The following is a 16,714-nucleotide window of genomic DNA, read 5'->3' as shown; positions in this document are numbered from 1 at the left end:
TTGTATTGGCATTGATATTGTTACGCCCGTCCGCCGGGCTTGCACGATTATGACTCCGACGCTGCTGGTACACATCTATATTCCGCCCATATCCGCTGGCAGAAATTACCGGCTGCTATGCATCTTGTGCCAGCCACTGCCCTCTTTGCCGCTGTAGCGTACGGCCGCCAGCGGCTTCAGTATCCACATGCCATTGCTGTCCTGCACTATCTCATCAGCGTGGGCCAGACAACGGTAGTGCAGGGTATCGGCCTCCAGGCGGAACTGATATTTCTTACCCGCTTCCGCAACGAAACGCGTGGAAATCAGACACTGGTTGTTATCCCTGACATAGACATTTTCAATCGCGGTTTCCACGCCGGCAACCAGCGGCGTTTCATAATAATCGATATTGTATTTCTCTCCGGCCACTTTTGGCATTCCGCCATCCCGGGTATTTTGCAGCACCCATTCACTGGCGCGGATTAAACCGCCGCGCCGCTGGCCATCAATGGTTTGCCAGATACTGGTCTGTTCGGTGTTATCCACCACCCGCACCCAGGGCGCATCGGCAGTTTGCGCTGGCGGCGTAAAAAAGCTGTTATGAGGCATAATGGCGCAGCCGCTGGCGCCCAGCGCGGCCAACAGGCTGGTGACACGCAGTAATCGGTTCATTTTTTCTTTCCTTCCCGGTATGCCAGCCATGCATGCAGCCAGACGCCAAGCCCGGCAATCGGACCAACCGCCACTGCGCTGCGCAATGATTTCATCAGCGATAACTGCCAGCTCATGCCCGACGGTATCGCTAAAATCAGCCGGTAGTAGAGCCATATTCCCAGCTCGACCAGCGCGATAGTGCAGAACATCGCGCAGACACAGCAGCCGATCAACAGCAGCAGATATCTGACACTCGGTTTTTCACTGGCGGTCATTTATTTCCCCTGGGTCTGTTGCGGTTGTTTATCAATCGCTTTCTGAATCCCCGAACCCGATGCTTCGGAGGTCATTGAGCCAGCCACGCTGCCTAATAATTCGGCTGCGGGTGCTGGCAGGACTTTTTTCGTTGCGCTCTCAATGGTGATGGCCGTTAGCTTGCCAGCCACATTGCCGACGCCGGCACCGGTCACCGCGCCGGTGGCGTCCTCGCCCTTGATCTTGCTGCCAACATAAGCGCCGCTCATCCCCCATACCTGCGTGGCAATAAAGCTTTTACCGGTAGTAATGGCGCTGATGCCGGTGGCAAGAATGGCGTCAGTGTAGCTTAAGCTTTCGCCGGGCTTCATCGTCAGATACTGATTGTTGACATTCGCTGCGCCGCCAACCAGTCCGCTTAGCGCGACGGCGCTGCCGGAAACGGCTGAACCGCCGCCGAGCGTCAATGCGTTGCCCATAAAGAAGCCCCAGGCCTGCAGTAAGCCTTTCGCCGCGTCCTGGCCTTCCGGTATGGTGCCGCGGCTGTAGATACGCACCGCCTCACTGACCTGCTCCGGCGTTTTACCTTGCGCAGTTTCATATTTTGCCAGCGAGGATGCCCCGGCCCCCCAGGACATCAGGCCTGGTGGCAGCAGATCGTTATTATCCACCGCGTTCTTACCGGCATCATGGCCGGTTACTGCGCCCGCAGAGCTATCGCTGGCCAGACCGGCGGCCAGCGCGCCAGCCAGCGAAGCCAGATTACTGATTTTGCTGCGCTCAGCGGGCTGTAAATCTTCAGTGCTTTTCCCCGGGTAGAGGTATTCGCGAATCGCACGCGCAGCCAGCTCGCCACTGGCGGCGCCAATCGCCCCGGCTGCCGCATTGGTACCTGACAGCTCGGCCACCACGCCGCCCAGCAGCGCGTGGCCGATAGCATTGGCGGCAATCTGTCCGGCACCTGGCGTTTGATCAAAACCTACCGTCATGCCTTTGACTACCCCTGCCATATAAGGCGCGGCGCCGGCGGCCAGCGCTTTTGCCGGATCGCCGCCCGCGAGGGCGGTTACCGCCGCTGCCGCGGCGCGGATGCCGCGATCCAAATCGCCGCCGGCTTTATACTGGTCGTCAATGTTTTGATAGGCATCGGTGTCTTTTACCCGTTCCCAGTACTCTTTCCGCGTCTCTTTACTTTCGTCCCACTCACCGGCCTGTTGAATCCCGGCGCTGTTGGCGAGGATCTCGCCCTGGGTCAGGGTAATACTGACCCCCTGGTTAACGATTTCGCCCATCAGGCGTAGTTTACTCAGACGCTGCTGCTCTTTCGCCTTATCAAAGATCGGACTGATACTTTGATTCGCATGTTCCACATCGCGGCTGAGCTGGCTGATGTCCTGCTGCTGATGCGCGCCATCGCGCACGGTGATCATCCCCTGCGAAATGGCGGCATAGGTGGTCCCCGAGGCATTGCCATCGTTGCCATCCATGCCTAAACCATTCGCCGCAAGGTTTTGCACCGCATTTTTCAGCAGATCCTGCGCGCCGAGGCCGCTGGTGCTGATGCCGACGCTGGTGTGCGACACCTGATACGCGGCGCTGTTCTCAATATTGCTGAAACCGAGCGTCGCGGTGTCCAGACGGTTTTTATCGGCGCTGGCGCTACTGCCAATCACGGCGCCATCCAGCTGGGTATGATTTCCGACACGGATAGCAAACCCGCCGTCGCCGGCAAAAATACCGGTCTGTTCCTGCACGCTATCGTAATTACTGTGGATCTTATCTTTCGTGACGCTGGCGCTGACACTGCCGGTCATTGAGCCAAAGGTAAAGCTGGCGCCCGCGCTGCTGTTCTGCTGCTTTGAATCATAACGGTCGCTGTCCTGCTCACTCTGCAGCGTCATATTACGGCCAACATTCGCCAGCACCCGATCGGCACTGAGCTGCGCGCCGCGCAGAGTGGTATCGCGTCCGCTATTGATTGTCAGATTATTACCGGCATCCAGCGTGGTCTCGCTGTGGCTGATGCTGGTGCCGTTCTCATTGCCGGAACCTTTACTGACATTGGCAAAGATACTGATCCCCGCGCCACCCTGGCCGGCGCCGATACTGATCCCCACGCCGCCACCGCTGCTGCTGTTATTCCCGCTCTGCAACCCGGTGTTGGCTGCCGACAGCAGATTAATATCGCGATTGGCGGACAACAGGATGTCATTTCCCGCCTGCAGCTTGCTGCCGCCGAGGGTGATATCGCCATCGCTGCCGCTGTTGTCAGAGCCGGTAGCCAACAGATTGATATTATTGCCGGCCTGCAGCGCGCTGCCGAAGGCTTCAGTCTGCTCGCGGTGCGCCTCATTTTTCGATTTCGAGGTGCTGAGTGACAGACTGACGCCAATGGCATTCTGGTCAGTGGTATTTTGTGCCGCCAGTATCATCGCCTGGGCTGCCTGCACGCCGGAGAGGGCGCTCTTCACCGTTTGCAACTGCGCCATACGGCCATCCTGCTGATCCTCCGCCTGCTGTGCGCTGGCGACCGCGGCATTGATAGCGCTGCCGACCGCGCCGGAAAGCGCCAGCGTCAGGCCGCTCTGCGAGCGTTCATAGGTCGAGTCAGTGGTGGTTTGGTTAGCGGCGGCATCCAGCGTGATATTTTTCGCCACCATATTGATATCATTCCCGGCGATAACGTCAGAACCCTGGATGGCGATATGATTACCGGCGACCAGACTGGTATCGCCCGCCACGCTGCCGAGCGTACTCTTGCTCTGCGTCAGTTTGGCGCTATCTTCGGTGGATTTTTCTTTTACCGAACCCACGCTGAAACCAATACCGCCGCTGCTCATCAGACCTGATTTGGTGGTTTTCTTCAGCGACCAACTGTCACGATGCTCTTCCGCGGCGCTGACATTTAAATCGTTACCGGCGCGCATCGTCAGATCCTGGCTGGCCGCCAGATCGCTACCCACCACTGCAATATCGTGTCCGGCGGAAATCGCGATATTTTCCCCGCCGAGGCTGCTGCCATGCGCCAGCGTGGCGTCATAACCGACGCGGGTGGTTTTGGTTGAAGAGGAGAGGAAACCTGAACCTTTAGTTTTGGCGTGCATATCCAGCGACTCCTGACTGCTGGCGCTGCCCAGCGTAATATCGCCACCTGCCGCCAGGCTCAGTTGCTCACCGGCATTGAGCTTCGCTGCGCGCGCAGTAACATTATTGCCGGCGGTCAGCGCGATACCACCAGTGCTGGTCAGTTCGCTGCCTGTCACCCGGGAGCGCGTCTGGCTGAGATGGTTATCATTATCCCAGATCACCTGATCACTACTGCCGGTGGTGAGACTGCTCAGGTTTATATCGTGATCGGCGCTGACCACGGTCTGGCTGTTGACGCCGGAAGTCACGACCTGAGCTGCCTGCAGATTGACATCACGCCCTGCCTGCAACAACAGTTTGCCATTGTCAACCTGTACATAGAGACCCGCCACCCGATCAATATTGTCACTGGTGAAGCGGTTGCCGCCATTCTGGCTTTCTGCATGGACGGTATTCGAAGCGACGCTGATATCGCGACCGGCATCCACCATGAGTGTATCGCTGGCGCGGATAATACCGCCGTTGTTAATCACGTCATTACCGGCTTGCAGCGCCACGGATTTTGCCGCGATGGTACCGCCGACATTAACGATATTGTCGCCGGAGATCGTGACCAGCTGGCTGGCGCTGATGCGCCCGCTGTTAAGCATGCCGCCGCTCAGGCCGAGGCTGACATTCTTCGCGGCCAGCAGGGCGCCGCTGCCATCAATATCACCTGACTTAACCTGGGTATACACCTGCGGTACCAGTACTTTCTGCGTTGAGCCGTCCGGCATCGCCACCTCGCGCGCCACCAGCCATACCATATCTTTGGTGATCTGCGCCATTTGCTCAGCCGTCAGCGCAACGCCAGGCACCAGGTTAAACTCTCTGGCAAAGCTGACACCGGCTTCCATCAGGCCTTTGTACTGATCTTCATCGCTATGGTAATCAGCGAGGTAACGCTGGCCGACCAGTTCGACAATCTGCTCCCTGATCAGTCGCTGCTCGTAGAAACCATCCCCGAGACGTTTCTGCGTCTGGTCCGGATCGAGGGCGAGCTGGCTGAGCATATAGTCGGAGCTGAGCCAGCTTTTCTGATTGGTAAAGCGGGGATCGGTTTCAATCAGGTAGTGACTGCTGGCATCGGGCAGGGTGGTAAACAGACTACCGGCCGGCAGTGCGCTATTCGGTACCATTGAGCGCACGACATCGTCGGCGTTGCCGTTGACTTCAATTCGTTGGCCAGCGGGCAGGGCGTTAAAGTCAGCGGTATGCGCCAGGCCGCCGCTAACCTGACTGGCGGTGAAGTTATTCAGTGCCGGCGCGCTGCCGGTAACCTGCGTATTGGCCTGTATTACGCCGGGTTGCAGCGTAATTGACTGAATTTCCGTCGGCGGGGTATAAGCGGATGCGCGGTGTTTCTGACTGTCGCTGCCCTTTTTATGGATACGATCCCATTCAATAACCTGACCGCTTTTTTCCGTCAGACGCTGGCCGGCCACTTCACTGTTTTCAATCTCGCCAACCCCGGCGGTCACCAGATCGCCACCGGCAATAATCCGGCTTTTATCGTTCAGTACCTTATCGCCGGAGAGCGTCAGCGATCCCCCCGCGAGGATCTGCCCCGGATCGCTTTGCGTGATCTGCTGTTCACTGATGGTCCGGGTATAGTTGTACTCGTAATAATGGTCGCGCCCGCAAACCACCCCTTCGATGCAAATATGGCGCACTTCATCTTTATAGAAGCTGATGTTGTAGTCGTCCGGACTGTAGTGCACGCCATTGTTCAGATCGACCACCATATATTCGCTGATCTGCTCCCGGGTGAGCTGCACCATCGCGGTGGCAAAGTTATCGTTAATGTTGTTCAGGGTGCCAAAGCTGAGTGCCATATTGCCTGCGGACTCAATGGTGGCGCTGTGATTATTAATCACTCCGGCTTTGCCGCTGGCCTGCTGATTAGCGTCAAGCGCAGCGCCGATCGCCATATCGCCATCGCTGTAAATCAGCGAGTGGCCGCTGTTATTTAGCGTACCCACGCCAATATCCAGACGCTGACGGGCGGCCAGGGTCGCACTCTGACCATTTTCGGCGAGGTTATTCAGGGTGGCGGCACTGATTGCCAGGCCATCGCCATACAGGCGACCGCTGCCAATATTGTTCAGGGTACTGGCAACCAGGGTGGTCAGTACCCCATCGATCAGACCGCGATTGGTCAGCGTATCGCCAGCGGTCAGGGTGGTGCGCTGGCCGCTTAACTCGCCGCTTGCCTGGTTATCGATATTGCCCGCCCGGACATTAAGCAGGCCGCCCGCCGCCAGTAGTGCGCTGTTAGTCAGCGCATGGTTAACCGTCAGCGTCAGATCGCCATTCGCCAGCGTCTTGCCGCCGTTGCTGAAGCCGTCGGCAAAGCGCAGATCCATATTACCGAGCGACAGGATTTCACCGCTGCCGCTAATCTCGCGTCCGCGGTAAGTCAGCTGCTGGCCGGCAATCAGCCGCCCGCCGTGGTTACTGATATTCAGATCGCTGCTGCTGCTGCGAGCGAGGGTATTATCCGTCTGATCGAGGGTCAGTTGCCCGCTGGCGGAAATCTGCCCCTGGGTATTGTTCAACTGACTGCTGGCAATGGTCAGATCGTTGGATGCCGCCAGTTTTCCCTGCTGATTATCAATCTGTGCGCTGGTAATGTGCAGATCTTTACCCTGCACCCCCTGATCGTCACCGCTGGTCTGGCTGTTAAGCAACGATGCGGCCTTCAGGGTTAGCGCGGCGCCGCCGCGCAACAGTCCGAGGGTGTTATTTAAGCTACCGACAACATTCACCAGCAGGTTGTTGCTGGTCTGCATCTGACCTTGCTGGTTACTGACTTCATCGCCAGCCACGCTCAAATTGCCTTCGCTCAGCAGCTGACCGTGGCTGTTATCAAGGTTTGTGGCGCGAATTGTGCTATCGCTGGCCGACAACAGGCTACCGCTACGGTTATCCAGGCTGGCAGCATCCAGTACCAGCCCCTGATTGGCGAGCAGGGTGCCTTGCTGATTGCGAAAGCTTGCGCTGCTGACTGCCACGCCGGCGCCGACTATTACACCACTCTGGTTATTGATCTCGTTGGCGCGCAGGGCGATATCGCCGGTGGATTCCAGACGTCCGGCGCTGTTATCCAGTAACTGCGCGCTGCTGACCTGCAGATCGCCCTTTAGCGCCGACAGGCTGCCAGCGCTGTTAAGCAGCGTGGCGCTGGTGCTGGTAAGGTTTTTCGCCGCCGCCAGCGTACCGCCCTGATTATTCAGCTCAGCGTTTACCCTCAGGTTGAGGGAACCGTCGCTGGCGGCAACAATGTTGCCTTGCTGATTGTTCAGGCTATCGGCCTGCAGCGTCATCGTCGTGGCGTTACTGGCAATCTGGCCGCTCTGGTTGTCAATGCTGTTACTGCTGAGCAGCAGTTCGCTGTCGCCGGTTTGCAGTATGCTTCCCGCGCGATTGCTGAGCTGCGGCGTGGTCAGACGGAGTGATTTGGCGGCGACGGTGCCGCCATTGTTGCTGAGTTTACCGGCGGCGGTAAGCTGCAGATCGCCGCTGGTTTGCAGCAGCGCATGGTCATTAATCATCTCGCTCTGGCTGCTGAGGCTGGCACTCTGCGCGCTGGTCTCACTGTTACTCAGATCCAGATGACTGGCGCTGGCGGTTAGTTTGCCCCCGGCCAGATTCTGCCCGTGACTTATCAGTTTACCGCTGCTGGTCAGCGTTAAATCACCGTGATTCGCCAGGCTGCCATCACTGTTGATCCCGGCCACCAGCGCCGCATTTTTACTGTTGCTGATACTGTCAGCACGCAGACTGGTATTCGCTTTGGCGGCAATCAGGCCGCTATTATCAAGCTGTTTGCCGCTGAGTTGCAGATCCTGCCCGGCACTGACGGTGCCGCTGTTGACGATATCGCCATTGGCGTTAAGGGTGATATTCCCCGCCTGTGAGCCGATATTGCCTTTATTGCTGACGCCAACGCCCTGTTCCGTCGCCACCAGCCGGATTTTACCGGCATACATACCGCCCAGCTGGGCCACATCAATCGCCAGCTGCGGTTTAGCGCTGCCGTCGTCGGCGCTGGCGCTAATGGCCTGCTGGTCGGCGGAAACCTGGTTACGCCCGGTGGTGACCTGCAGATCTTTCGCCCAGATCCCGGCGTTGACTTTAACCGTGCGGGCAATCAGATCGGTGTAATCCTGGCGGCTGCTGTCCATGCCGCGGCCCTGCACCACGATTTCACCGTTGCCGACGCGATAACCCCGCAGTTCGCCGTTCTCCAGCTGCGGCTTGCCGGTGGTCAGCGTGCCGCGGTTGGCGTTAATAAAACCGCAACCGTCGCAGGTGATACCCGCCGGGTTAGCGATCACCACCTGCGCCTGACGACCGGCGACTTCGATATAACCGTTAAGTTTGCTCGGATCGCGCGAGTTAACCTCGTTGAGAATCACTTTCGCTTCGCCTTTCGCCAGCCATGGATTGCCGGCGACCCAGCCCCCTTGCTGCGTCTGTACCTGGCTATGGGCGTTATTGAGGATCGCACCTTGCTGAGCGACGTCGAATTGGGTGTATTTATTATGGGAAACACCGCCAGCGCTCGGTGTCTGAATATTAACCTGCGGCGTGCCATTGGCGCTCTGCATAATGGTGGGCTGCTGAGCGGCAGCGGCGCCTTTGTCGGCGACAATACCGGCCGCCAGCGCCGTTGGCGCCAGCGTGACCATACCCGTTACCGCCATGGTGAAGAAGGCGACAGGCGAGATGCGGCCGATCAGTTGACTCAGGGTATGGCCGGCACCAGGGGCGCGGCTGCTTTTGCCCTGGCCCCGGTTGATTTCTGCAACCACCATCAGCAGGCCACGAGCCCGGTTAAAAATGACGCGATACAGGTTCTTATTCACAGGAGTTATCCATTCAAAAAGTGCGACTAGCCGACCAGCGGCGTGTTCTGCTGCCAGTGTCTGAATTGCTGCAGGGTGACGTCATCGCCACGAAACTGCATCACGCGTTGTCCGCGTTCGGCGCCGCGGTGCCAGAGCGCGCGGCCACATAGATGGGGGAATAGGGTGCTGCCAACCAGCCGGCGTAATGCCTGTTGCTCGCCAAAAGGCGCCACCCAGTCGCGTAGCCACAGGCGATTACCGCTGGTCCAGTCCTCAGGTTGCACCAGAATGCCCGGGCCGGTGAGGTAGCGCTGTTCGGCCACTTCATCCATCCATGCCCAGCTAAGGAAAAACAGTGGCCGATCGTTGCGACTGGCAATCGCAAACTGGTGATGTTTAATTGCCGGCAGCAGCAGGGTCGGCAGCACACTGAGGGGAATATCGCGATGCTGCGCAGAGTGCATCCACAGCCATACCGCGGCGCCGAGCGCTTCCGCTTCACTGAATTGACCGCCCAGCATCGGCGCAGTCAGCTGAAAATCATTCACCGGAATTTTCATCGCGTGGCTCCTTAGTACTGCCAGCTGAGGTTAAAGCCGAGGGTGACCGGGCTGGTGGCGAAACCGTCAGGTTTGGAGAACGGCACGCCGGCAAACAGGTCATAGCCGACGGTGAAGGCATTGCCACGGATACCGATCACGCCGCCCGCCAGATGTTTGCCCGGCAGCTGTTCACTGCCGCCACCGCTGACTTCACCGTAATCGGCGCCGAGATAGAGTTCCTGATTTGGCACCGGGGTACGCCAGGCAAGATCGTTACGCACAAACCAGCCGTTATCGTTGGTAAGGGTACGCTCGCCGTCAAAGCCGCGTACCGTCCAGCGATTACCGATGGATAGCTGATCCTGGGGGGTTAAACGGGTATGACTGAGCTGGCGCAGATACTGCACGTTGTAGCGGAAAGCGTGGTCGAAGAGATTAAACGGCACGTCCAGCTGCGCATTGATCTGGTAGATTTTCGCCAGCGCAGTGCCCTCATCGAAATACTCTTCTTGTGCCGGAATCGCGCCAAACCAGCGGGTGCCGCGCTGGTAACTGGCTGCAGCGTCAAAGGTGGTGCTGCCGAAATAGTGGCGATGTTGCACTCCCAGGCGCCAGGCGCTGGTTTTACGACGTTGCGCATCGACCTCGGTATCGTTAACAAAGTTCTGTGATTCGCGCGTCAGGATCTCATAGCTCATTGAGGTTTTCTGACTGCCGCTGCGGTGCAATACGCGGCTCAGCTGGAAATTAAGGTTTTCGCTGTTACCGCTGTAGCGATAGTCTTCGTTCAGACCGGCGATATTCTGGTTATAGTCATAGCCACTGGCGGTAACCCCGGCCATCCAGTAACCAAAGGGCACGGAATAGTGCGCCAGATAGCTTTTACTGCCTTTTTCGCTGCCGGGCTGCAAGTCGTGACCGCCAGAGATATAAAACAGATCGCTAAGCGAGAATGGGTTATCGATATACAGCGTCAGCCCTCCCTGATAACGACCGGTGGTCTTCGTACCGGAATCATCCAGCGAGGCGCCAAGACGCCAGTGTTTCTGTTGCTTCCAGCTGACTTCAATATCACTTTCACCCGGTTGCTCGCCGGGAATAATCGCCATATCGGCCTGTACCGTCGGCACGCGTTGCAGATTCTCCAGACCCTGTTCAATATCGCGCAGATCCAGCATCTCGCCTGCGCGCGCAGGCAGGGCTGTGTACAGCTGCACATAGCGTTCACTCTGTTTGCTGAGCCGGATATGGCGGGTTTTCCCCGGGATCAGCGCAATGCGCAGGGTGCCGCTTTTTAAATTTTGCGGCGGAGCCATCACGCGGGAAGTGACAAAACCATGATCAATCAGGCGGTTTTGCAGGGCACTCATCAGCAGGTTAATGCCCTGGCCGCCGAGACAGTGGCCGCGCGCCTGGCTGGCCAGCTGCTGCAACGGGATATGTAGCCAGGAAGGAAAATCGTTTTTTCCCTCCAGCTGAATATCATTGAGCACAAAACAGTTCTGTTCCTGCGGGAATTGCAGCCGGGTGAAAAAGGACGCAGGGGTTTGCAGACGCACATCCGGGGTGTGCGGCGCCAGTTGCTGCTCTACGGCGCGCTGACGCTCCTGCTGATTAATATTTTGTTGTTCATTTAAACGTTCAGGTGTGGCCTGAACCGCCGCTTGCGTCACTAAACTCTCTGCGGCCTGGGTGTTTATTGCGCTGCTGAATAAAACAAATAGTGCCAGCTGACTAAAGCGTGCAGGTATTTTTCCGTCAGAGAATGACGCAATCCTTGGCATGGGGTGATCCTGATTATTGATTTGTTATTGGCCCGGTTTGAAGCCACATACGTTAACAATTTTATTGCTAAGATTTGTCTCAAAACTGCCGTTTCTTTACCAAAAACTTACCAAAAAACAGCTGACTTGACCGGAGGGTGGGGCGGTTTAGCGGGATGATGTTATGATGGTTTTGTTATATCTTATTGATAGTATTGGTTTAATTGGGTGGTTGTCGAAGGGGGAGTCTATCTCTTAGCAGATAACGCGCCGCAAGGAAAAGAGTGTCAGTTAAGTAAATCTTACTATTGTAACTTTCTGTCATCAGCTGATGGGTGAATATTAATAACCAAAGCAGCGAAACGGCGCGCCTGGCCTGGCGGTTCGACGCGCTCCCGCCAGGGGTTAAGCCGGGTGTCGCCACCACCGCCCGGCGCGGGTGGTTCAGCCGCGGTTATTTTTCCCTACCAGCAGCAGTGTCATGCAGTGCCAGACTTTATTAATATCGTCCGTGCCGCCAACCCGCTGAATAATTGGTTTACCGCTGCCGCCATACTCTTCCGCCAGCTGACGTTCCGGCGGCAATTTGTGCAGTTGCGGCGAGTTTTGCTGATAAATTTTGCTCAGCAGATCCTGCGTCACAAACTCTTTTTTCTTCATACTGAACTCTCAGGGCGGAAGATCGCCACAGTATAGCCTGTAACATCGGTTACTTTGGTTATAGCCACTACAATTACTCTGATAAATCGTTACTAACGTAAGCCGGTTATGACCTTACGCAATACTTTCACCATCAAGGCTCACCATAATAACCGCAGGCACTCAGAGGGACGACAGATGGACAGATTACTCGATCGCTTTTTAAACTACGTTTCTTACGATACGCAATCAAAAAGTCATGCCCGTCAGGTTCCCAGTACCGACGGGCAATCGCGGCTGGCGGAAGTGCTGCAGAACGAGTTGCGGGAACTGGGTTTTCAGGATGTCACGCTGAGTGAATATGGCTGCGTGATGGCCAGCTTGCCGTCAAATGTTGACTGGCCAACCCCGGCGATCGGTTTTATTGCGCATATGGATACGTCGCCCGATTTTACGGCAAAAAATGTCAATCCGCAGATTGTGGAAAATTATCGCGGCGGCGATATCGCGCTGGGTAGTGGGGAAGAGATACTGTCGCCGGTAATGTTTCCGGTGCTGCATCAGCTGACCGGGCATACGCTGATCACCACCGACGGTAAAACCCTGCTCGGCGCTGATGATAAAGCCGGTGTGGCTGAGATTATGACCGCCATGGCGCGACTGGCGCAGGGCAGTAAGCCGCACGGTAAGATCTGTGTCGCTTTTACCCCGGATGAAGAGATTGGTAAAGGCACCGTCCACTTTGATGTGGCCGGTTTTGGCGCCGACTGGGCGTATACCATGGATGGCGGCGGCGTCGGTGAGTTTGAGTTTGAGAACTTTAATGCCGCTTCGGCGACGGTGAAAATTACCGGTAATAATGTTCACCCGGGCACCGCTAAAGGTGTGATGGTGAATGCGCTGGAGCTGGCGATGCGCTTTCATGCGGAAATTCCGCCGCATGAAACGCCGGAACACACCTCCGGTTACGAGGGCTTTTATCATCTGCATCAGATTAAAGGCAGCGTTGAACGTGCCGAACTGCACTATATTGTGCGGGATTTTGATGCGGACAATTTTGCGGCGCGTAAAAAAACGCTGCAGGATATTGGTAAACGGCTGGGCAGAGGGTTAGCGGCGAATTGCGCGATTGAAGTGACACTGGAAGACAGCTATTACAATATGCGCGAGAAAGTGGAAGCCCATCCGTATATTATCGAGCTGGCCCTGCAGGCGATGCGCGATTGCGATATTGAGCCAGAAGTTAAACCGATTCGTGGTGGTACCGATGGCGCCAGCCTGTCGTTTAAGGGACTGCCTTGCCCGAATATCTTTACCGGTGGTTATAACTACCACGGCAAGCATGAGTTTGCTTCGCTGGATAATATGGAGAAGGCGGTCGCCGTGATTATGCGCATTGCTGAACTGGCGGCGGTACGTAAATAGCCACCGGCGGCAGAGGATTAACACGGGCGGCATTGCTGCCGCCCGTACGCCATTTATCGGTCCTGCTATTATTCGTCGCCGAAATACCAGTAGCCGCTGTTGACCAGTGCGGCCAGCTGGGCAAGAAATGACGGGTCGTCCAGCGCCGCGCCAAAGGCGTCCAGCCCCAGCGTCAGCTGATTAGCCAGTGCGGCCAGAGCTTCACTGTGCGCGCTCTCCAGTTGTTCACCGTTGATAAATACCGCCTTACCGATGCACAGTACCCGCAGCCCGCCAAGACGCGTCAGCTTATCGCCGTGCTGCAGCGCGTCGTAAATTTCATCCGGCTGATACGGCGGCTCCGGCGGCGCCACATCCAGTTCATGACGCGACTGTGAAATAAATTCGCCAAACCACTGTTCAAAGTGTTCTGGCTGATTAATCACATCCACCATCATCTGGCGGATACCCTCGATCTCCTCTGGCAGGATATCTGCCGGGCGATCGCGCGCGGCGATATCCGGGTCGCTAAAGCGATAGCTGCCCAGTTCCCGCGCCAGTACGTGATCGGCAAAGCCGCTAATCAGTTCACGCCCGCTTGGGGCGCGGAAGCCAATCGAATAGTTAATGGCATTTTCCAGCGAGTAACCCTCATGCGGGAAACCCGGCGGAATATAGAGAATATCGCCAGGTTCCAGCTCTTCATCGATAATGGCGTCAAACGGCTCAACCTGAAGCAGATCGGGATGCGGGCAGTGCTGTTTCAGCGGCAGCTTCTCGCCAACCCGCCAGCGGCGGCGGCCGGTGCCCTGCACAATAAACACATCATATTGATCAAAATGGGGCCCTACGCCGCCGCCCGGCACCGCGAAGGAGATCATCAGATCATCAATGCGCCAGTCAGGCAGAAAGCGGAACGGACGCATTAGCGCAGCGGAAGGCTCATGCCAGTGATCCACCGCCTGTACCAGCAGCGACCAGTTGTTTTCGCCTAAGTGGTCATAGCTTTCAAAGGGGCCGTGACTGACCTGCCATTTACCATCCTGATGGCTGACGATACGGCTGTCGACTTCATTTTCCATCGCCAGACCGGCCAGTTCATCGGGAGAGATGGGATCGACAAAGTTTTTAAAGCCGCGTTTCAGCACCACCGGGCGTTTTTGCCAGTAGCGCTGTATAAAATCGGGCCAGTTAATATCGAGATGATAATCCATATGACATTCCAGTTCAGGCGGTAATTTGCAGGAAGTATATACCTTAGTATCTGAAGTTGCAGTGGCGCTTTCTCTATTCGCCGTTATGCACCACTTCCTGACGCTGGAACACTACCTCCATACGCGCGCCGCCCAGTTCACTGGTGTCGGTGAGAATATCACCATCATATTGTTCAAGAATTTCACGCGCCACCGCCAGGCCTAAACCCTGACCGGGGCGCATGGTATCGGCGCGCTGACCGCGCAGAAAGATCAAATCGCGCTTACTTTCCGGAATGCCCGGGCCATCATCATCAACCAATAAATGCAGGGCGTTATCCGTCTGACGTGCGGAGATCTCAACAAATTCCAGACAATATTTGCAGGCGTTATCCAGCACATTGCCCATCACTTCCATAAAGTCGGTCGGGTCGCCAACAAAGGTGATTTCCGGCGACAGATCGAGCGACAGCGAGACGCCTTTACGCTGGTAAACTTTATTCAGCGCCGAGCAGAGGCTGTCGAGCAGCGCCGATACCGAATGCAGTTCACGCTTAAGCGGATTATGATCGGCCTGCATGCTGGCGCGATGCAGATAATAGCCAATCTGCTGCGAGATGCGGCTGATTTGTTCCAGCATCAGCGGTTCTGCCTGTTCAATCGACCAGTTTTTGTTGCCGCGCAGTGAGCGTAGGGTGCTTTGCAGCACGGAAAGCGGCGTCTTCAGGCTGTGCGCGAGATCCGACAGAGTGGTGCGGTAGCGGGTATAGCGCTGGCGTTCGTTATCCAGCAATAAATTAAGGTTTCGTACCAGGCTGCGCAGCTCCTGCGGCGGCCAGGGATCGAGCGTCTCGCGGCTGCCGGTTTCCAGCTCGCGTACCTGCGCCGCCAGCTCGCCAATCGGTCGCAGACTCCAGTGGGCGGCCAGCCATAATAGCGGGATCACCAGCAGCAGGTTAACCAGTAAGACATAGTTGAACCATACCCACACCATATCCGACTGTTGCAGCTCTTGCGGAATGGAGTCCACCACCACAATGGTCAGCGCAGGCAGGTTGGTGGTGGCGTCGTAGCGGTTGACCGCCACGGAGTGGGTAAAGACACTGCTGCCGTCATCGTCGTAGGCATGCAGCCTGCTCTGAGCATCCTGGTTATTGCCCAGCGCTTCGCGGCTGGTACTGTTATTGGTATCGATTTCGTAGAAGTCGGGTTTTTTCAGCCACTCAGGTTTAATCTTGCGGCGAATTTCCGGCACATCACGCTGTTGCCACAGCAGGTGGCCGCGCTCGTCATAGATAAACACCAGCGTCGGGAAGTTGAGCGTCATCCGCTCCGGCTGAGCGATGGACAGCTTATTGTCCTGCCATTGCGCCAGCGTAAAAAACAGATTGCTCTCGCCGCGCATCACCCGATAGGTATTTTTGTCAAAGCTCACCACGTAGCCAACCACCGCCACCATACCGTAGGAGAGTGACAGCACCAGCACCACCGCAGCGGTAGCCAGTAAAAAACGTGCGCGCAGGGAGTAAGGGATAAAACGACGCAGCAGCGACATACTCAGAGGTCGAAGCGGTAGCCCTGACCGCGAACAGTAGTGATCACATCTTGCGGATATTCCGCGAGGATCTTCTTACGCAGACGCCCCATTAATACATCAATCGTATGGCTTTCACGCAGTTCAGCATCGGGATAGAGTTGCAGCATCAGTGAATCTTTACTGACGACTTTGCCGTTATTGCGGATCAGTGTTTCGATAATGGTGTATTCAAAGGCCGTCAGTTTAATTTGTTGTTCATTGATGGTCAGTTCACGACGCGAGAGATCGACCTGAAACGGCGGCAGGGTGATAATTTGCGAGGCAAGGCCGCTGTTACGGCGCATCAATGCCTGCATCCGCGCCACCACCTCTTCAATATGGAATGGCTTGGTGACATAGTCATCAGCACCGGCTTCCAGCGCGGCGACTTTGGCCTGCCAGCCATCGCGGGCGGTGAGTACCAGGATCGGTTGTTTGACTTCCTGGGTACGCCAGCGGCGGATTAGCGTCATACCGTCTTCATCGGGTAAACCTAAATCAACCAGGGTGATATCCGGGGTATGTTCATTGAGAAAATAGTCCGCTTCTTTGGCATCTTCCGCGGCATCAACCTGATGTCCCATATCCCGCAGTTGTACTGCCAGGTGATGACGCAGCAGGGCATTGTCTTCCACAACCAACACGCGCATAGGAATTTCCTTTATCTCAGGCTAAATGAAGAAAATATGATTAATGTGCTGAGTATAGGTTAAGGCAGCTAAACCAG

9 protein-coding genes and 1 pseudogene are annotated in these 16,714 nt (G+C 56.4%); 1 reads left to right on the top strand and 9 read right to left on the bottom strand.

Annotated elements, in window-relative coordinates; all coding sequences use genetic code 11:
- Positions 1-105 precede the first annotated feature (105 nt).
- The 6 genes and pseudogenes from JWF83_RS16100 to JWF83_RS16075 form a co-directional block, all read right to left on the bottom strand.
- A complete protein-coding gene (locus tag JWF83_RS16100; RefSeq protein ID WP_413651382.1) occupies positions 106-654 on the bottom strand; it encodes a hypothetical protein in 549 nt (182 codons plus the stop codon).
- Positions 651-911, bottom strand: coding sequence for a hypothetical protein (locus JWF83_RS16095; protein WP_413651380.1), 261 nt, complete (start codon positions 909-911; stop codon positions 651-653). The genes JWF83_RS16100 and JWF83_RS16095 overlap by 4 nt, the downstream gene beginning before the upstream one ends.
- Entirely contained in the window at positions 912-8,888 is a 7,977-nt protein-coding gene (locus JWF83_RS16090) for a hemagglutinin repeat-containing protein (protein WP_413651378.1), read from the bottom strand.
- 26 nt (positions 8,889-8,914) lie between these two features.
- Positions 8,915-9,430: a toxin-activating lysine-acyltransferase gene (locus JWF83_RS16085; protein WP_413651376.1), complete on the bottom strand. Its 516-nt coding sequence runs from the start codon at positions 9,428-9,430 to the stop codon at positions 8,915-8,917.
- An 11-nt stretch (positions 9,431-9,441) separates the two neighbouring features.
- Positions 9,442-11,196 (bottom strand): ShlB/FhaC/HecB family hemolysin secretion/activation protein, encoded by a 1,755-nt coding sequence (locus tag JWF83_RS16080; protein ID WP_413651375.1) that lies wholly within the window; start codon positions 11,194-11,196, stop codon positions 9,442-9,444.
- Positions 11,197-11,718: 522 nt separating this feature from the next.
- Positions 11,719-11,835: pseudogene (locus tag JWF83_RS16075) on the bottom strand (GntR family transcriptional regulator); the annotation flags it as partial.
- 177 nt (positions 11,836-12,012) lie between these two features.
- Between JWF83_RS16075 and pepT the strand changes: the two are divergent.
- The gene (pepT, locus tag JWF83_RS16070; protein ID WP_413651373.1) at positions 12,013-13,239 is read left to right on the top strand and encodes a peptidase T; all 1,227 of its coding nucleotides are present in this window, start codon (positions 12,013-12,015) and stop codon (positions 13,237-13,239) included.
- Positions 13,240-13,307: 68 nt separating this feature from the next.
- Here pepT and JWF83_RS16065 read toward each other — a convergent pair whose 3' ends face one another.
- The 3 genes from JWF83_RS16065 to phoP form a co-directional block, all read right to left on the bottom strand.
- Positions 13,308-14,432 carry a JmjC domain-containing protein gene (locus JWF83_RS16065; protein ID WP_413651371.1) on the bottom strand — a complete coding sequence of 375 codons (1,125 nt, stop codon included), beginning with the start codon at positions 14,430-14,432 and terminating at the stop codon, positions 13,308-13,310.
- Positions 14,433-14,505: 73 nt separating this feature from the next.
- On the bottom strand, positions 14,506-15,966 hold the full coding sequence (phoQ, locus tag JWF83_RS16060; RefSeq protein WP_413651370.1) for a two-component system sensor histidine kinase PhoQ: 1,461 nt from the start codon (positions 15,964-15,966) through the stop codon (positions 14,506-14,508).
- 2 nt (positions 15,967-15,968) lie between these two features.
- Entirely contained in the window at positions 15,969-16,637 is a 669-nt protein-coding gene (gene phoP / locus JWF83_RS16055; protein ID WP_017801911.1) for a two-component system response regulator PhoP, read from the bottom strand.
- Positions 16,638-16,714 lie beyond the last annotated feature (77 nt).

Source organism: Pantoea sp. B65 (assembly GCF_047308185.1).
Lineage (GTDB): Bacteria > Pseudomonadota > Gammaproteobacteria > Enterobacterales > Enterobacteriaceae > Erwinia.
This window is presented reverse-complemented; position numbering and strand designations above follow the sequence as displayed.